Source organism: Megasphaera sp. An286, from assembly GCF_002163455.1.
Lineage (GTDB): Bacteria > Bacillota > Negativicutes > Veillonellales > Megasphaeraceae > Megasphaera > Megasphaera stantonii.
The window spans coordinates 94,064-111,477 of the sequence record NZ_NFIY01000003.1; the positions used below are offsets into that span (position 1 = coordinate 94,064).

A 17,414-nucleotide genomic window follows, 5' to 3' on the forward strand; every position below is an offset into this window, starting at 1 on the left:
TCGCTACAATATAACTAATCATGACAAATCATAGTTAGGTGTCTCGTATGCTGCAAATCGACAGAACGCTTAAAATACCATATTATGTACAAATCTATAGATATTACCGCCGCGAGGTGGAAGGACAGCGCATGATTGCCGGCATGAAGCTGCCCTCTGTCCGCGAGCTGGCCCAGACGGTGAACGTCAGCAAGATGACTGTGGAAAAGGCCTATTATCAGCTGGCGAGCGAAGGATATATTTTGCGCAGGAATAAGGCGCGGTATGAAGTGGCCTTCGTCGGCCAAAGCCGGGAAACTGCCGGAGGACCGGGCGATGAAGCGGCGCCGGCCGCGTCGCGCCGTTCCTACTTATATGACTTCGGAAGCGGCGACATGGATATGGAGCGCTTTCCCCTGGAAATTTGGCGAAAATATATGAATAAGGTACTGTCGGAGCCGGCGTACCTGACGGCCTGCAACGACGAGCAAGGCGTGCCGGATCTGCGTGACGCCCTGAGCCGCTACGTCTATGAGACGCGCGGCGTCTATGCGCCGCCGGAGCGCATCGTCGTAGGAGCCGGCACGGCGGCCCTGCTGGGCGTGCTGACGTCGCTGCTGCGGGAGGCGCACTCCGATATTGTCGTAGAAAATCCCGGCTTCCGCTTGGGACGGGAACTGTTCCGCAACATGGGATACGGCATTGTTCCCGTAGCGATACGGCAGGGAATTCTCGACATGGATGCTCTGGAACGCAGCGGGGCGTCGCTGGTGTACGTCAGCCCGTCGCACCAATTTCCTACGGGGACGGTCATGCCCATTGGCATGCGCCGGCAGCTGCTCCGCTGGGCCGAGGAGCGCGAAGGCGTCATCATTGAGGACGACTATGACAGCGAGCTGCGCTACTACGGCCGCCCCATTCCGGCCTTGCAGGGGCTGGATACGTCGGGCCGGGTCATTTACATGGGAGCCTTATCCAAGGTGCTTCCTTTTTTTGTCCGCCTGAGTTATATGGTGCTGCCGCCGAAGCTGATGGAGCTGTACAATGAGCGGCGGAGTCTGTTCCGGCAGGGAGCCTCCGTACCGGAGCAGTGCGTGCTGGCCGCGTATATCCAAAGCGGCGAGCTGGCCCGGCAGGTGCGCCGCCTGCGCAAGGATTATCAGGAGAAAGGCGCGCTCATGGAGCGCCTATTGCTGGAGGCCTTCGGGAAGGATATTTCCGTGAGCCGCGTCGTGTCCGGCGTGTATTGCCACATCGCCCTGCAGAGCCCCTATGACGAAAGCGAGCTGCGCCGCCGGGCAGAAGAGCGGGGATGCCGCGTGCTGGCGATGCAGTCTTTTTACGAGCGGCCGGAGCAGGCGGACACGAAGGAATTTCTCTTGTCGTTTTCAAAGATACCCAGTCAGGACCTGAAACAGGCCGTTGCGGCCCTGCATCGGGCCTGGACGGAAAAGGAAGGATAGCGTCATGGCAAAAAGTTTACGGTTTATTCATTGCGGCGATTTACATTTGGGCAGTCCCTTTCACGACGTCGCCGCTGTCGGCAGCCGGTGGGAGCGCATCGTAGGCAAAGCGCCGATGCGGGCGTTTCAAAAAATCGTGCAGCTGGCCATTGATAAAAAAGCGCACGCCGTGCTGATCAGCGGCGACGTATATACGAGCGCAACGCACAACTTGACGGCCCAGCTGGACTACGTGCGGCTGTTGCACAAGCTGGCGCAGAACAATATACAGGTCTTCGCCGTCTTGGGCAATCACGACCCCCTGGAGGCCTGGAAGGCCCGGATTCCCTTTCCGCCGAACGTGCACATTTTCAGCGCCGAGAAAATAGAGCGCATGCCCCTGGTCGTCGACGGCGAGGAAGTAGCGGCCGTGTACGGCCAGAGCTACGCCAAGGCGGAACAGCGGGACAACCTGGCTTGGAACTTTGCCCGTGAATCTGGGGACCGCTACGCCATCGGCCTGCTCCATACGCAGATCGGCGGGCCGTCTCCCTATGCGCCGTGCTCTTTGACGGATTTGAAAGAGAGCGGCATGGACTATTGGGCCTTGGGCCATGTCCACGCCCATCAGATATTGAGCGAAAAGCCCTATATCGTGTACGCTGGAAGCCCGCAGGGCTTAGACTGCACGGAGACCGGCGCCCACGGCTGTTATTACGTAGAGGTCGGCCCCTACGGGACGACGAAGGTCGAGTTTTTAGATACGAGCATCGTCCGCTGGGAAAGCACGGACATCAGCATCGAGTCGATTGAGTCGGTATCGGGCCTGCGCGAGGCCGTGCGGTTCGCCAAGGAAAAAATCCGCCGCGACATCGGCAAGCCGACGTTCCTGACGGTCAATTTCACCGGCGCCGGCAGCATGTACCAGGTCATCAACAATCCCGAAGCGACGCAGTACTGGATCGACAGCTGGCGCGAAGAGGAGCAGGGGAAATACGCCTTCGTCATGGTGGAACGGCTGCGCAATATGGCCCGGCCGAAGATTAATCTGACGGAACGGAGCAAGCTGCCCGATACGGTAGGCGATTATTTGAATGTTGCCGACAAGCTGGCCGCCCTGCCGCCGGAAGAAATGATCCAGGCCCTGCGGGAGATCCTGCGGGAACGGCCCGAATTCGACCGCCTCGGGGCGTACGGCAAGGCGATTTCTGACGACAGGCTGCTGGAAGCCTTTGAAAAAGCCAAGTGGCTGGGGATGCAGAAATTGCTGGAAGATGGAAGAGGATAGGACTTATGAAGATTATACAGATGAATTTAGACGATTTCGGCATTTACCATAATGTCGAATGGAACCCGCCGGAAACGGGACTCATCGTCATGCACGGCCATAACGAAAGCGGCAAGACGACGCTGATGAAATACGTGCGCTCCATGTTTTTCGGCTATCTGCGCGGCGATTGGAAAGGCTTTTTCGGCCATATGGATATTCGCCGCGACGATGGGCGCGAATACCGCATATATCGGAAGGAAAAAGAATCGTATATGACGGACGGCCAGCTGACGCTGCACGACGAGCCGGCCGACTTGTGGTGGCACGGCCTGGACCGGCAGACCTACGATAAAATTTTCGCTATGGGCCTGGAAGATTTGCAGGGCTTTAAGATCTTGTCCAACGAAACGGTGCGCAGCCAGTTTTTCAGCGTCGAAGGCGGCGTGCGCATGGGCGCGACGCGGCGGGACATCATCCGCCAGATGGGCGATCTCCTCGTCGCTTCGCCTCAGGGGAAGAAGCCGATCAACGCCCTGCTGGCGGAGCAGCGCGAATTTGACAACCGCATCCGGGCTCTGTCCTACGACGAAGACGAGTTCGCCCAGCTTCAGGGAAAGGAGCAGGCGACCCACGAGACGGAAAACCGCATACGGCTGAGCATCGAAGAAACGAAGCAGCAAATCGAGCGCATCTCCATGCCTATCGCTGCCTGGGACGTATACAAGCGGGGACAGGACGCGCTCAAGCGCATGCAGGATCTGGCCGACGTCTCCCAGTTTCCGGCCGACGGCGCGCAGAAATGGACGGAGCTGGAAACGAAGATTGGGGAAATCGACGAGCAGATTCGCAAGCTGGAAGCCCTGTCGGCTAAAGGGCCGGCCTTCCGCGAGGAATGGAACAGCTGGCTGCTGTGCGGCCCTCACCTCGACGACCTGTATCTGCACGTCGGCGAGTGGAAGCAGGGACTGGAAGAAGTCGCCGCCCATGCCGATATGGAAATAGACTGGCAGTTTGAGCAAAATCAGTGCGCAGAATCGCTGAAGCAATGGACCGGCGATACGATTCCCGCTTCCGTCGATTGGACCGGCGGACAGGCTGCGGCGGCCGGACTGGCTCGCTGCGAGCAGGAGCTGGAAAAGTGGCAGGCCGCCAAGCCGAAGAACGTCGCGGCGGACAAGGCGGAAGCACCTGCCGAAGGGGAACCGTCCAAGGAGGAATGGCAGGCTGTAGGCAAGGCCGTTTCTTCCATTCAGGAATGCCTGATGGAGCGGAAGAAGCTGCGCGAACAGCTGCAGTGGCTGAAATCGGACGGAAGCGGCGTATCTCACGGGCCGGCCGTATTGGCGGTCCTGTGTTTGGCCGCCGCTGCCGGGCTGGCGGCGATGGTCTTCGTATACGGCATGGACCAGCTGTTCGGCTACGGAGCCGGCTTGTTCCTGGCTCTGGCCGTCGCGGCCTTTGCCAAGCAAAAATCGCTGGCCGGCAAGGGCCCCCGGCGAATCGAGGAATTGGAAAAGAGCCTGGCCGCCGTGCAGGAGCGGATGGAAGCCTTGGCGGCGGAAGCGAAGGCAGGTCTGGCGGCGAGTGACGATGACGACGTCTGGTCGCGTAAGCTGGACGAAATCAGGATGCGGTACATGGACTGGAAGACCCAGGAGTCGAAGACAGTCTGGGAAAAAGAACAGAAGGTCATGTACGACGCGATTTATGACGAGTGGAATAAGAAAGGCGCCGCCTGGCAGAGCAAGCTTGAGGCCAGCCGGAAGGCCTGGGAATCATGGCGCAGCGGCAGCGGATTTGCTTCCCTTGAAGTCGGCCAGCTGGCCCAGGCCAAGGAAGTCTGGGACAAGTGGCACGCCGCCGTGTCGGCGTCCGAAAGCTGGCGCGTCCGCAAGGAAGAGCTCCTGCGGCGCATGGGCCAGTGGCGCGACAGCGCGGAACAGCTGTTTCGGGAATTAGGCGTCGCCGGCGAAGGCACGCCGGAACAGACCGAGGCCGTATATAAGCAGTGGCAGACGATCCGCGTGCAGGCCGAAGTTGCCCGGGAGCAGGACAAGCAGCAGCAGGAACGGCAGGCTCAACTCGTCCAGCTGCGGAAGGACAAGGAAATCCGGCAAAACCAGCAGCAGGACTTATTGGCCCTGACCGGCGCCCAGACGACGGGGGAATTCCGCAGCAAGGTCCTGAAATTCCGCCAGTTCCAGCAGTATAAGGAAGTATACGAGCAGTCCGAAGCCCATATCCGGCTTATCGCCAAGGCGCCGAAGCAGCTGGCGGAGCTGCGGCACGAGCTGAAAGTCCATACGCTGAAAAACTGGACGGACGAACGGGCATATTACGAAAAGAAAATCGCCGACGCGGAAAAGAAATTAGCCGAAGTTGCCGAAAAACGGGGCAGCATCATAGAACGGCTCAGCCAGATGGCCAGAAGCGACGCCTATGGCCAGCTTCTGCAGGAAAAACAAAACCGCAAGGCCGAACTGGACGGCAAGGTGAACGAGTGGCTGACCTGTCTCTTCGCCCAGTATATGCTCGGCGAGGCTCAGTCGTATTACGAACGGGTGCGCCAACCCTTGGTCATCCGCCAGGCCGGCGACTACCTCCACCTCATGACCCAGGGCCGCTACACTCTCCAGGCCAGCTTTGACGGCCGCCAGCTCTACGCCGTCGACGGCACGCAGCGGCGCATCCCGGAAAAGCAATGGAGCAGCGGCCTGGGCGACCAGATTTATCTGGCTATACGCATTAGCCTGGCTATGGCGTTTTCCAAGCAAATCGAGGCGATGCCCCTGATTTTGGACGACATCCTCGTCCGCTTCGACGAACAGCGGCAGAAGGAAGCCATTCACTTCCTGGCCGATTTAGGCAAGAAAGAACAGATTTTCTTATTTACCTGTTCCCAGACGACGAGAAATCTCGCCGGCGAGGTGCAGAAGGAATTAGCCGGAGAAACCGATACGATCCATTTATTTGAAATCGAACAGGGAACGATTCGGCAAAGCGTATAACCCGCGAGATTGGAAAGGCAGGTGCAGAAGCTATGACAGCTGCTCGGCCGGCGCTGCCGTCGGCTATGATGCTGGCGGCGATGGACGCCGTAAGCGACGGCATCGTTATCGTAGACAAGGATTCCCGTATTATTTACATAAACGACGCGTATACGCGCATCCTGCGGGTAGAGCGGCAAAAGGTGCTGTATAAGCAGATCAGCGTCATCGAGCCGGGCGCCGTCATCCTGGACGCCTTGCGCGACAGGCAGCCCCGCTCGCGCCTTCCCGTAGAAGTCAAGTCGCGGGGCAAGCAGATACTGGTCAACATCACGCCGATTTTCGACGGCGGCGAAGTCATCGGGGCCGTGTCGGTCTTTGAAGACATTACGGAGCTGTCCCTCAGCCATCAGGAGCTGGAACGGGCTCAGCGGCTGAGCCGGTCGATCTTCAAGGCCGCTGCTGACGGCTGCCATACGCTGCCGCCGGAATTTGCCCATATCGTCGGGGACAGCGCCAAGTTCCTGCGCTGCCTGCGGCTGGCGGAGCTCGTGGCTCCGACCGACGCGACCGTCCTGGTAGAGGGGGAAAGCGGCGCAGGAAAGGAAGTCGTCGTCGACGGGATTCTGCGCCTCAGCGGCAAGCGGCGGCGTCCCTTCGTCAATATTAACTGCTCGGCCATTCCGGAAAGCCTCATGGAAAGCGAGCTCTTCGGCTATACGGCCGGCTCGTTTACCGGCGCGGCCAAGGGCGGCAAGGCCGGGAAATTTGAGCTGGCTGACGGCGGCACCATCTTCCTCGACGAAATCGGCGAAATGCCGCTGTTCATGCAGGCCAAATTGCTGCGGGCCCTGCAGTCGGGGGAAATACAGAAAATCGGCTCCGACGCGATGCAGAAGGTCGACGTCCGGGTGATTGCGGCGACGAACCGCAACTTGAAGCAGATGGTGCGGGATGGGAAGTTCCGGGAAGACTTGTACTTCCGCCTCAATACCTTTACGATCGTCATTCCGCCTCTGCGGGAGCGGGGCGAAGACGTACTGCTCCTGGCAGAGAATTTCCTGGGAAAATTTTCCAAGAAGTATGGAAAAACAGGACGCCTTTCGCCGGCGGTGCAGCGGTTTTTCCTGTCTTATGCCTGGCCGGGAAACGTGCGGCAGCTCGAAAGCTGCATGGAGTACGCCGTCATCGTATGCGGCGACGGAGAAATCCGGATGGAGCATCTGCCTGAAGAACTGCAGGGCTTTCCGGCAGAGGGAGACGGTACGGACGCGGCAGAAGCTTCCGCTGCAGGCGCGCCTCACGGCTTAAAGGCCGACATACAGGCTATGGAGCGGGATTATATTCTCCGCGTGCTGAAAGAAACCGGCGGCAACAAGACCAAAGCCATGGAAGTCCTGGGAATCAGCCGCCGTACCTTTTATAAGAAGTGGAAGCTCTACGGACTAGATAAAGAATCGTCTATAAAGTAAACACTATATACATGGTAAACACAAGAAATCCTCCCAGGTATACAGTTTGTACTCGTATCGCCGGGAGGATTTTTTGTACAGATATAAGATGTTGTGCTTACAAAAGGGCAGTTAGACAGGAGTATATGCGCAAAGTGGAGTTTTATTGTAAAAATGCATGGCGGAAATACTATATATTGGCATATAAATTTCATATACATAAGCGAAGCTATTCTGATGATAGCGCTGCGTCGCGACAATACATGTAATATAAGACAGAAAGAAGGTATATCTATGAAGACAATACGCATCGGCGGCGGCCAGGGTTTTTGGGGAGACCTGATCGACGCGCCGATTATCATGGCGAAGGAAGACAACGTAGATTATATTTGCTGCGATTATCTGGCGGAATTGACCCTGTCCATCATGCGGCGGCAGCAGGAAAAACGGCCCGAAGCCGGCTACGCCCGCGATTTCATCACGTCGCTGAAGGGCATGCTGCCCTACCTGGCAGAAAAGAAGACGAAGGTTATTACCAACGCCGGCGGCATGAACGTAAAGGCCTGCGTGGAAAAGGTAAAGGAAGTCGTCAAAGCCGGCGGCTACAACCTGAAGGTCGGCTACGTCCTCGGCGACGACGTGCGGGAAAAGATTCCCCAGCTTCGCGAGCAGGGCGTCCAGATGCAGCACATGGATACGGGCGAAGATATCGACGGCATCCTGCCGAAGATGGTCAACGCCAACGTCTATTACGGCGTAGAGCCTATCGTCAAATGCCTGGAAGACGGCGCGGACATCATCATCCTGGGCCGCTCGACCGATACGGCTATGTTTGAAGCGCCCCTCCTGTATGAATTCGGCTGGAAGCTCGACGACTGGGACGCCAAGGCCACGGGCATTCTGGCCGGCCACCTCTGCGAATGCGGCGCCCAGGCTACAGGCGGAAACTACGACTACGACTGGGAACACGTCCCACGTCCGGAGCTTTTAGGCTATCCCATCGTCGAAGTCAGCGAAAAGGGCAGCCTCGTTCTGACGAAGACGAAGAACACCGGCGGCCTCGTGACGGTCCAGTCCGTCAAGGAACAGCTCATGTACGAAATCCACGACCCGTCGCAATACATTACGCCCGACGTCGTCGCCGATTTCAGCAAGATTACACTGGAAGAAATCGAACGGGACCACGTCGCCGTCCGCGGCGTCACGGGCAAACCGGCTCCCGACACCTTGAAGCTCTGCGTCGGTTATCTCGAAGGCTACCGCAATATTGCCTACCTGCCCTACAGCTGGCCGAGAGCGCTGGATAAAGCCAAGATGGCCGCGAATATTCTGGACAAGCGCATGGCCATGAAGGGACTGAAAGCCATCCGCACCCATATCAGCTACTTAGGCGTCAACGCTCTCCATGGCCCGCTGGCTCCGGAACTCGACGCCGATTTGAACGAAGTCGTCCTCCGCTACGCGATTCTGACGGAAACGAAGGAAGAAGGCCTGAAACTGACGCCGGAAGTCGCCGCAGTCAGCAACCTGAACGGCCCGGCCCAAGGCTGCTTCTTCGGCGGCCGTACCCGTCCCAGCGAAGTATTCGCCCTGTGGCCGACGCTCATTCCTAGAGAGGCCATTACGATTGAAACGCACGTAGAGGAGGTTTAATGTCATGAAAGTTCAGTTGAAAGATATAGCTCACGGCCGCTGCGGCGATAAGAGCGATACGTCCAATATCTGCATTTACGCCCGCAAGCCCCAGTATTATAAGGCCATGGAACGGCAGCTGACGGCGGAAGCCGTGCGCCGCCACTTTGAAGGACTCGTTTTCGGCGACGTCGTACGCTACGATTTGCCCCAGCTGGACGGCTTCAACTTCGTCATGCATCATGCCCTGGACGGCGGCGCGACGCGCTCCCTGCGCCTCGACACGCTGGGCAAATGCATGGAAGCGGCGCTGCTGCGCATGTACATTGAAGTTGATGACGAATAAAACAATTTGGAATTATACATAGACCGTGTCAGGATGTTAAAGGAGAGATTACATATGAAAACCAATAATTACTCTGGATTCCATAAACTTTCTGTAAGTCAAAGAGCGGCGGAAGTCGCTGAATTTGCCAATCTTACAGAAGACGAACTGCGCCTGATTACCGAGCCGGGCGCACTGCACAACGACGTAGCGGACAAGGTTATCGAAAACGTCATCGGCACCTATCAGCTGCCTATGGGCGTCGCCATGAACTTCATCATCAACGGCAAAGAAGTACTTGTTCCCATGGTCGTAGAAGAAGCGTCCATCATCGCCGCGGCGTCTAACGCCGCAAAGATGGCCCGTCCAGGCGGCGGCTTTACGACGAGCTATACGGGAAATATCATGATCGCCCAGATTCAGACGATTGGAATTTCCAATCCGTATTTTGCCAAACAGGTTATCCTGCACCATAAAGAGGAAATCTTGAGCATTGCCAATGAAAAAGACCCTGTGTTAGTTGGTATTACAGGCGGCGCGAAGGATGTGGAAGTCCGCATCGTCGAATCCCTTATCGGTCCGATGGTCGTCGTGCATCTGCTCGTCGACACGGGCGACGCCATGGGAGCCAACGCCGTCAACACGATGGCCGAAGCCGTTGCTCCGTTTATTGAAAAAATTACCGGCGGCACCGTTAAGCTCCGTATATTGTCTAACTTGGCTGCATATCGTCTGGCCCGGGCCACGGCGACCTTTACGAAGGAAGCTATCGGCGGAGAAGATGTTGTCGACGGCGTGATTGCCGCCTATGCCTTCGCCGAAGCCGATCCCTTCCGGGCTGCTACGAGCAATAAGGGCATTATGAACGGCATCGACCCGCTCATTGTAGCGACCGGCAATGACTGGCGCGGCATTGAAGCGGCCTGCCACGCATACTGCTCCTATAAAGGCAAGTATACGTCTATGACCCGCTGGGAAAAGAACGCCAACGGTGATTTGACCGGTTCTATTGAACTTCCCGCCCTTTGCGGCCTCGTAGGCGGCGGCACGAAGATTCTTCCGGCGGCTAAGGTCGGCGTGAAAATCCTCGGTGTCCAGACGGCGGCGGAACTGGCTCAGGTTATCGCTGCGGTAGAGCTGGCGCAGAACTTCGCGGTCATGCGCGCGCTGGCTACAGACGGTATCCAGAAAGGACACATGAAGCTCCATGCCCGCAATATCGCAACCGTTGCCGGTGCGACAGGCGAAATGCTGGATAAGGTCGTCGCAGCTATGGTTGCAGAAAAGAATATTTCCGTTGAGCGGGCAAAGGAATTATTGTCTACATTGTAAGCAAAGGAGGCCGTTATGAAACGAGCGGTTTTAGCAGATATTTGGGGAGATACGGTAGATCTCCGAAACTTGACGGGCGGTATTCTCATCGGCGTCGTTCTTAGTTTCTGCTGCTATTTGGGCGCTAGTACGGCAATTTCGTCTTCATATCCGGACTTAGCGGCGAACCTCGTCTCGGCGTACTCTTTATTGTTTGGCATCGGCGGCTGTGTTTTGTCGGCCGTCGTATCAGCCAAGCTGTTTAAGCCGAAGCGGACGCTGAACGAAGAGGAATTTTCCGAAGCTGACAGAGAGCGCGTCTTGAAGGAACTGCAGATTGATTTGGAAAAAGAACGGGAAGAATTGAAATATGTCGATGAAAAAGTGCTGCAGGAAATGAAAGACCTGCGGTTGTATGAATTGTTTGCCGGGACAAGTGAAAACGCGCCGCCGGCACAGACTGCAAAGGATGGTGAGCGGTAATGGACGGAATGATTCTTCACGATTTGCTCTGGGCCGTAGGCATGGCCTTGGCCGGCGGGATTATCTTTTCCGGCATCGGCCTGATTTCCGGGACGGACGAAACGTCGACGATCGCGCCGCTGACTTTGCTGATTATCCTGCTCGGCGTTCCGCCAGTCGCCGTATTTTCCTGGTTTATGGCGGCGGCTATTTCGAAGCATATGATTCACGCAATTCCGACGGCCCTCATGGGCGTTCCCGGCGACACGATGGCCGTGCCTATGCTGGAAGATGCGGCGGTGCTGCGCAAGCTGGGCGTGCCGCATATGGCGCTGCGGAAAATGATTTCCGGCGGTATCATCGCGGCGTTTATCGCCTTGCCCGTCAGCGTCGGCTTCGCGTCCTTGCTGGCGCCTTTCGCCGACATTGTTAAAGCCTGGGCTCCCGTCGTATTTACCGTTGCGGCTATCATCATCGCCTATACGTCGGGCGGCAAATGGGCCAGCCTCTTCGCTCTTCTTCCCTTTGCCTTCTTCATCCAAGGCTTGAATAAAATGGCCATTGCCGGTATCGGTCACGGCGTATTTATCAGTATGTTCCTGGGCATCGCTATCGGGCCGATGTTTGCTGACTTGATGACGATTTTATCGCCTAACTCCCGCCATATCCTGAAACGGGATTCGTCCCGCGAATTCTGGCTGGCTCCGGAAGTTAAGATGTGGAAGGGATATTTTCCGAATCCCATCAAAATTTTGTCTAAGCATCAAATTATGTACAACGCCATGACGGCCGGCGTATCGGCGCTGACCTTTACGTTCAGTCCCGTCGGCATGACCGTTATGATGGGCGAATTCGTCGGTGCGCGCATTAAGAGCTTGTACCAGCGCATGACGTCTACCCTGGCTGTCATGAACGGGACGACGGAAGCGACGTACATTGCGGAAACGATTATTCCGCTCTTAGCCTTCGGCATCCCTCTCAGCCCCGTCGGATTAGGGCCGGCAGCTCCGTTATTCAACGCGCCGCCCGTATATACGGCTCAGCCTGTCCATAACCTGCATACCTTTTTATCGGCGGCGGATTTCTTGATTTATGGATATATCGGGCTGTTTGTCGCCTTCCTCGTAGCCTATCCGTTTTCGATGAATTACGCCCGCCGCGCCAGCGCATGGGTATTGAAACACGTAAGTCAGGAAGCGATTATCAGCATGTTCTCCGGTCTGATTGTCGTCATTTCGTACTTTGAAGCCGGCGTCGTCGGCATCGCTATCGCCATTACCATTGCCATCTTCGGCGGTATCTTAAACAGATATTTCGGCGTCCATACGGGCGTGCAGTACATGGTGTATTACGCTTCTCCCTGGCTGATGGCGACACTGCTGGGCATTAAATAAGATGAATTCATTCTCCTGCATCGCTATGCGGTGCAGGAGATACTGCATTTTCGCAGCAAAATTTGACAGCCCCATCTTCTTATGGTATGATAAACAAAGTTAGGCGACATGAGGCCTAGCTTTTTTAAGTTGCAGTAAAATTTTCTTGACTTAGCCTGACAGGTGTGGTATCTTATAAAGGCAGTCTTGCGCAGGCACTGGGTTTGCGCGTAGTATCAGACTATTTTTAAGAGAGGTGTAAGGGAATGCGTACAGCGATTACATTGGCATGCACAGAATGCAAACAGCGTAACTACCGGACAAACAAAAACAAGAAAAACAATCCGGACCGTTTGGAATTGAAAAAATATTGCCCGTTCTGCAAAAAACAAACCGTACATAAAGAAACGAAATAATTTTGATGGAATAAGATGTGCTTAATCTTATTTGGGTGTGAGAGGTTATATGGCACTTTCAAAAAAAGCAGCACAAAAGAATAAGAAGAATCCGGGCAAGTCATTTTTTCAAGGCGTTAAGGTGGAACTGAAAAAGGTCATCTGGCCGACGAGAAGAGAGCTGATAAACTACACGGTCATGGTCATCGTCGCGACGATCGTCGTCATGGCGATTATCGGCGTGGCCGACGGCGTTTTTGGTCAGTTGTTTAATTTGCTTCGAGCCGTTGTCGGATAGGGAGGCCTGCGCTTAAATGGAATCTGAAAAAAAATGGTATGTCATCCATACGTATTCCGGTTATGAAAATAAAGTAATGGCTACGTTGGAACGGAAAGTTAAATCCATGGGATTGGAAAATGTCATTAACCGCATCCTCGTCCCGATGGAGGAAGAAATCGACGTCGGCAAAGACGGGAAGAAGCGCGCCGTGAAACGCAAGGTTTTCCCCGGCTACGTCCTCGTCGAAATGGAAGTCAACGACCGTTCCTGGTATGTCGTCCGCAACACCCCGGGCGTAACGGGGTTTGTAGGCTCGGCGACGAAGCCTATTCCCTTGGAACCGGAGGAAGTTAAGAGTATTCTGAAATCGCAGAATCTTGACACGGAACCGAAACCGCATATTTCCGTTGAAGTAGGCGAACAGGTCCGCATCACATCCGGTCCTTTTGAAAACTTCATTGCGACCATTACGGAAATCAATGAAGAAAAAGGAACCCTCAAAGGCCTTATCGATATGTTTGGCCGGGAAACTCCAGTAGAAGTCGACTATTCTCAAATTGAGAAAAGTCTGGAATAAATACTTCTAAAATGCGGCGAAAGCCGCGAGTGGGAGAATCATTAGGATTCGCGTACCACATCTTGTAATGTGAGGAGGTGTAAATCACCATGGCAAAAAAAGTAGCAAGAATGGTAAAACTTCAGTGTGAAGCTGGCAAGGCAACTCCGGCGCCTCCGATTGGTCCTGCATTAGGCCAGGCTGGCGTTAACATCATGGCCTTCGTAAAGGAATTCAACGAACGTACGGCGAAACAGGCTGGTTACATTATTCCTGTTGAAATCACTGTATACGAAGACAGATCCTTTACCTTCATTACAAAGACACCGCCCGCTGCCGTATTGTTGAAAAAAGCAGCTGGCCTTGACAAAGCTTCGGGCGAACCGAACAAGAAAAAGGTTGCAAAACTGAGCCGCGACAAAGTCCGCGAAATTGCAACGACAAAGATGCCTGACCTCAACGCCAACGACGTAGAACAGGCTATGAAAATGATTGAAGGCACTGCCCGCAGCATGGGTATTGAAATCGTAGACTAATTCCGATTTCCCTGCCCGTGGAAGGGGCGAATGCCCCGCTAAACCACTAAGGAGGAAAAGACATGGCAAAAGTAGGCAAGAAATATGCTGAAGCCGCTAAAATGTACGATAAATACAAATTGTACGAACCGGCTGAAGCCATCGACATCTTGAAAAAGATGGATACGGCTAAATTTGACGAAACTGTCGAATTGGCTGTAAACTTAAACGTAGATCCGAAATATGCCGACCAGCAGGTTCGCGGCGCTTTGGTTCTGCCTCATGGCATTGGCAAAACGAAGACTGTTCTCGTATTTGCTCAAGGCGATAAAGAAAAAGAAGCTCAGGAAGCCGGCGCTGATTTTGTAGGCGCAGACGACCTGATTGAAAAAATCAAAGGCGGCTGGCTCGATTTCGATGTAGCTATTGCTACGCCGAACATGATGGGCAAAGTTGGCCGTTTGGGTAAAATCCTCGGGCCGAAAGGCTTAATGCCGAACCCGAAAGTCGGTACGGTTACGATGGACGTTGCAAAAGCTGTTTCCGAAAGCAAAGCTGGTAAGGTTGAATATCGTACGGATAAGGCCGGCAATATTCATTCCCCTATCGGTAAAAAGTCTTTCGACGCTAATAAATTGATTGAAAACCTTACGACTCTCGTCGACACGCTGATTAAAGTAAAGCCGTCGGGCGCGAAAGGCCAGTACATCAAAACGATTACTGTCAGCTCCACTATGGGCCCTGGTATCCATATCAACCCGTTCAGCGTAAAAGGCGTTGTAAAAGCTGACGAACAATAATAATATCACTCTTAGCTGTAGACTGAAGGTATGTATAATGGACGCAAGTCCGCCATCTGAGGCTAAAACTAGTAGATTATTGAGTACTACTGATAACGACTAGTTCGGCCTCATGGAAATGAGGCCGTTTTTATTGCTAAGACGATATAAATCCAAATCAAGGAGGTGTATCGAAGGAATGTCTATGTATGCAAAGCATCAGGTTTCTCCTGCTAAAGCCGCTGTCGTTGAAGAAATGAAGGAAAAACTGCAGGCAGCTCAGGGTGTTGTATTCGTTGGATTTACGGGTTTGACCGTAGCCGACGTTACGAAGCTCCGCCGCAAATTCCGCGAAGGCAATGTTGAATACAAGGTTATCAAAAACACCTTGACTCGCATCGCCGCCAGCGAAATCGGTTTCGAAGGGGTATCTGAATTCCTCGAAGGCCCGACAGCTATCGCCTATTCCACGGAAGACGCCGTAGCTCCGGCTAAGATTTTAAAAGAATTCATCAAAGAAACGAAAACAGAAGCTCTGACGGTCAAAGTCGGTATTGCCGACGGTCAGATCATCGATGCAGCAGCCGTCGACGCATTGGCAAACCTGCCGAGCCGCGACGAACTTATCGCGAAGGTTGTCGGCAGCATGCAGGCTCCTATTTCCGGTCTTGTCAACGTACTTCAGGGCAATATCCGCAATATGGTTTATGTGCTTGACGCAGTACGTGCTAAGAAAGCAGAACAAGAAACTGCTTAATCTAAATTACAACTTTTAATTAAAAAAATCGATACTATGGAGGTATTTTAAAATGACTAAAGAAGAAATCATGCAAGCCATTGAAAACATGACTGTTTTGGAACTTTCCGAACTCGTAAAAGAAATGGAAGAAAAATTCGGCGTATCCGCTGCTGCTCCCGTAGCTGTTGCTGCTGCTCCGGCTGCTGGCGCTGCTGCTGCTGAAGAAAAATCCGAATTCGACGTTATCCTCGCTTCCGCTGGCGACAAGAAGATCAACGTAATCAAAGTTGTCCGCGAAGTAACGGGCCTCGGCTTGAAAGAAGCTAAAGCTCTCGTTGACGGCGCTCCGAGCCCTGTTAAAGAAGGTCTCTCCAAAGCTGACGCTGACGCTCTCAAAGCTAAATTGGAAGAAGCAGGCGCTACTGTTGAATTGAAATAATTTCAGATGAAATTATACGCTCCCAAGACCCGCTGATGTTGGGTTTTGGGAGTTTTTCTATGCCTTTGTTTCATAGGCGGCTAACCATAGGGAGGAGGAACGGATATTGAACTCATTGATTAGTCCTGAAAATACGTGGATGCTGCTGGCCGTGATGTGCGCGTCCGTCGCCGCGTCGATTTATTTGGAACAGACCTATGCCTGGGCTTCGAAGGTGTCGGGAGCCGTCATCGCCCTGATTCTCGCCCTGGTGCTGGTCAACGTCGGCGTCCTGCCTACGCATGCGCCCTTGTTTGACGATATCGTCTGGGGGTACGCCGTGCCGATGGCGATTCCCCTGCTGCTGCTCCAGGCCAACATGACGAAGATCTGGCGGGAAACGGGTCGGATGCTCTTCGTGTTTCTCATCGGCTCGGCCGGGACGATTTGCGGAGCCCTGCTGGGGACGGTGATTTTCGGCTCTATGATCGACGGGCTGCCCAAGGTGGCGGCCATGATGACCGGCTCGTATATCGGCGGCGGCGTCAACTTCGTGGCCCTGGCCGATGCCTTCAAGACCGACGGCACGTTGGTGTCCTCGACGATCGTGGCGGATAATCTCAATATGGCCATTTACTTCCTCGTCCTGTTGGGATGCGTAGGCAACGCCTTTTTCCGCCGCCACTTTACCCATCCCCATATCGACGCGGTAGAGCAAAGCGGGCAGGCCGATGAAGGCAAGACGCTGGCCGCCGCCTATTGGAGCCGCAAGGATATCTCCTTGCGGGACATCGCCGTGAATGTCATGTATGCAGCCGTCGTCGTGACCTTATCCAAGTGGGTCGGCTCGTCCCTGTCCGCCCTCATCCCTGCGGACAACTGGCTTCTCCACATGGCAAATACCTTTTTCGGCAGCGAATACGTGTGGATTACCTTTATTTCCATGATCGTCGCCACCTTCTTCGACAAAAAAGTGGCCTCTGTCAGCGGCGCCCAAGAAATCGGCACCTATTTCATCTACCTCTTTTTCTTTGTCATCGGCGTGCCGGCGTCTATATCGGAAATCCTGCGCAACGCGCCCCTGCTCTTTGCCTTCTGCTTCCTCATGGTCGTCGTCAATATGCTGTTTTGCTTTGTCGGCGGCAAGCTGTTCCGTTTTCATCTGGAAGACATCGTCCTGGCGTCCAACGCGAATATCGGCGGCCCGACAACGGCTGCCGGCATGGCCATTTCCCAGGGCTGGACGAAGCTCGTCGGCCCGTCCATGTTGGTCGGTACCTTCGGCTACGTCATCGGCACTTATTTAGGCATCATTGTCGGCAGTATATTAGGCGCGTAATCAAATAAATGATACATGTGTATATGACAAACCCGCCGCCTTTCTAGGGCCGGCGGGTTTTGTCGTACTGCGTTGCTGCGCAGGAGCTGCAAGATATAGAAAACTTGTATGCTGGGAAATACGGGGCAGGCATTAGACAAGGCGGCGGCCAGACGTATAAT

Annotated in this window: 17 protein-coding genes; all 17 read left to right on the forward strand. The window is 54.5% G+C overall.

Annotation, left to right across the window (positions count from 1 at the left end):
- Positions 1-47: 47 nt before the first annotated feature.
- Positions 48-1,442 (forward strand): PLP-dependent aminotransferase family protein, encoded by a 1,395-nt coding sequence (locus tag B5F80_RS02690; RefSeq protein WP_087477278.1) that lies wholly within the window; start codon positions 48-50, stop codon positions 1,440-1,442.
- A 4-nt stretch (positions 1,443-1,446) separates the two neighbouring features.
- Complete coding sequence (locus B5F80_RS02695; protein ID WP_087477279.1) at positions 1,447-2,709, forward strand: DNA repair exonuclease; 1,263 nt, start codon at positions 1,447-1,449, stop codon at positions 2,707-2,709.
- 5 nt (positions 2,710-2,714) lie between these two features.
- Positions 2,715-5,699, forward strand: coding sequence for an AAA family ATPase (locus B5F80_RS02700; protein WP_087477280.1), 2,985 nt, complete (start codon positions 2,715-2,717; stop codon positions 5,697-5,699).
- A gap of 32 nt (positions 5,700-5,731) precedes the next feature.
- Positions 5,732-7,150 carry a sigma 54-interacting transcriptional regulator gene (locus B5F80_RS02705; protein ID WP_087477281.1) on the forward strand — a complete coding sequence of 473 codons (1,419 nt, stop codon included), beginning with the start codon at positions 5,732-5,734 and terminating at the stop codon, positions 7,148-7,150.
- 273 nt (positions 7,151-7,423) lie between these two features.
- Positions 7,424-8,782, forward strand: coding sequence for an acyclic terpene utilization AtuA family protein (locus B5F80_RS02710; RefSeq protein ID WP_087477282.1), 1,359 nt, complete (start codon positions 7,424-7,426; stop codon positions 8,780-8,782).
- A 4-nt stretch (positions 8,783-8,786) separates the two neighbouring features.
- Positions 8,787-9,107: a hypothetical protein gene (locus tag B5F80_RS02715; protein ID WP_087477283.1), complete on the forward strand. Its 321-nt coding sequence runs from the start codon at positions 8,787-8,789 to the stop codon at positions 9,105-9,107.
- 54 nt (positions 9,108-9,161) lie between these two features.
- Positions 9,162-10,418 carry a hydroxymethylglutaryl-CoA reductase, degradative gene (locus B5F80_RS02720; protein WP_087477284.1) on the forward strand — a complete coding sequence of 419 codons (1,257 nt, stop codon included), beginning with the start codon at positions 9,162-9,164 and terminating at the stop codon, positions 10,416-10,418.
- A 15-nt stretch (positions 10,419-10,433) separates the two neighbouring features.
- Positions 10,434-10,880, forward strand: a complete 447-nt coding sequence (locus B5F80_RS02725) for a hypothetical protein (RefSeq protein ID WP_087477285.1) — start codon at positions 10,434-10,436, stop codon at positions 10,878-10,880.
- Positions 10,880-12,253: a tripartite tricarboxylate transporter permease gene (locus tag B5F80_RS02730; protein ID WP_087477286.1), complete on the forward strand. Its 1,374-nt coding sequence runs from the start codon at positions 10,880-10,882 to the stop codon at positions 12,251-12,253. The genes B5F80_RS02725 and B5F80_RS02730 overlap by 1 nt, the downstream gene beginning before the upstream one ends.
- 245 nt (positions 12,254-12,498) lie before the next feature.
- Entirely contained in the window at positions 12,499-12,648 is a 150-nt protein-coding gene (rpmG, locus tag B5F80_RS02735) for a 50S ribosomal protein L33 (protein ID WP_087477287.1), read from the forward strand.
- Positions 12,649-12,697: 49 nt separating this feature from the next.
- Positions 12,698-12,925, forward strand: coding sequence for a preprotein translocase subunit SecE (gene secE / locus B5F80_RS02740; RefSeq protein ID WP_087477288.1), 228 nt, complete (start codon positions 12,698-12,700; stop codon positions 12,923-12,925).
- 16 nt (positions 12,926-12,941) lie between these two features.
- Entirely contained in the window at positions 12,942-13,484 is a 543-nt protein-coding gene (gene nusG / locus B5F80_RS02745; protein WP_087477289.1) for a transcription termination/antitermination protein NusG, read from the forward strand.
- Positions 13,485-13,573: 89 nt separating this feature from the next.
- Positions 13,574-13,999 carry a 50S ribosomal protein L11 gene (gene rplK / locus B5F80_RS02750; protein WP_087477290.1) on the forward strand — a complete coding sequence of 142 codons (426 nt, stop codon included), beginning with the start codon at positions 13,574-13,576 and terminating at the stop codon, positions 13,997-13,999.
- Between the two features lie 62 nt (positions 14,000-14,061).
- On the forward strand, positions 14,062-14,778 hold the full coding sequence (gene rplA / locus B5F80_RS02755; RefSeq protein ID WP_087477291.1) for a 50S ribosomal protein L1: 717 nt from the start codon (positions 14,062-14,064) through the stop codon (positions 14,776-14,778).
- Between the two features lie 178 nt (positions 14,779-14,956).
- On the forward strand, positions 14,957-15,514 hold the full coding sequence (gene rplJ / locus B5F80_RS02760; RefSeq protein WP_087477292.1) for a 50S ribosomal protein L10: 558 nt from the start codon (positions 14,957-14,959) through the stop codon (positions 15,512-15,514).
- 52 nt (positions 15,515-15,566) lie between these two features.
- On the forward strand, positions 15,567-15,935 hold the full coding sequence (gene rplL / locus B5F80_RS02765) for a 50S ribosomal protein L7/L12 (RefSeq protein ID WP_087477293.1): 369 nt from the start codon (positions 15,567-15,569) through the stop codon (positions 15,933-15,935).
- 106 nt (positions 15,936-16,041) lie between these two features.
- Positions 16,042-17,253, forward strand: a complete 1,212-nt coding sequence (locus B5F80_RS02770) for a DUF819 family protein (RefSeq protein WP_087477294.1) — start codon at positions 16,042-16,044, stop codon at positions 17,251-17,253.
- Positions 17,254-17,414: the final 161 nt, after the last annotated feature.

Bases quoted from the DNA above. Each gene is read 5' to 3' on its own strand.
- B5F80_RS02690 (WP_087477278.1), top strand. From the start codon at position 48: ATGCTGCAAATCGACAGAACGCTTAAAATACCATATTATGTACAAATC.
- B5F80_RS02695 (WP_087477279.1), top strand. From the start codon at position 1,447: ATGGCAAAAAGTTTACGGTTTATTCATTGCGGCGATTTACATTTGGGC.
- B5F80_RS02700 (WP_087477280.1), top strand. From the start codon at position 2,715: ATGAAGATTATACAGATGAATTTAGACGATTTCGGCATTTACCATAAT.
- B5F80_RS02705 (WP_087477281.1), top strand. From the start codon at position 5,732: ATGACAGCTGCTCGGCCGGCGCTGCCGTCGGCTATGATGCTGGCGGCG.
- B5F80_RS02710 (WP_087477282.1), top strand. From the start codon at position 7,424: ATGAAGACAATACGCATCGGCGGCGGCCAGGGTTTTTGGGGAGACCTG.
- B5F80_RS02715 (WP_087477283.1), top strand. From the start codon at position 8,787: ATGAAAGTTCAGTTGAAAGATATAGCTCACGGCCGCTGCGGCGATAAG.
- B5F80_RS02720 (WP_087477284.1), top strand. From the start codon at position 9,162: ATGAAAACCAATAATTACTCTGGATTCCATAAACTTTCTGTAAGTCAA.
- B5F80_RS02725 (WP_087477285.1), top strand. From the start codon at position 10,434: ATGAAACGAGCGGTTTTAGCAGATATTTGGGGAGATACGGTAGATCTC.
- B5F80_RS02730 (WP_087477286.1), top strand. From the start codon at position 10,880: ATGGACGGAATGATTCTTCACGATTTGCTCTGGGCCGTAGGCATGGCC.
- rpmG (WP_087477287.1), top strand. From the start codon at position 12,499: ATGCGTACAGCGATTACATTGGCATGCACAGAATGCAAACAGCGTAAC.
- secE (WP_087477288.1), top strand. From the start codon at position 12,698: ATGGCACTTTCAAAAAAAGCAGCACAAAAGAATAAGAAGAATCCGGGC.
- nusG (WP_087477289.1), top strand. From the start codon at position 12,942: ATGGAATCTGAAAAAAAATGGTATGTCATCCATACGTATTCCGGTTAT.
- rplK (WP_087477290.1), top strand. From the start codon at position 13,574: ATGGCAAAAAAAGTAGCAAGAATGGTAAAACTTCAGTGTGAAGCTGGC.
- rplA (WP_087477291.1), top strand. From the start codon at position 14,062: ATGGCAAAAGTAGGCAAGAAATATGCTGAAGCCGCTAAAATGTACGAT.
- rplJ (WP_087477292.1), top strand. From the start codon at position 14,957: ATGTCTATGTATGCAAAGCATCAGGTTTCTCCTGCTAAAGCCGCTGTC.
- rplL (WP_087477293.1), top strand. From the start codon at position 15,567: ATGACTAAAGAAGAAATCATGCAAGCCATTGAAAACATGACTGTTTTG.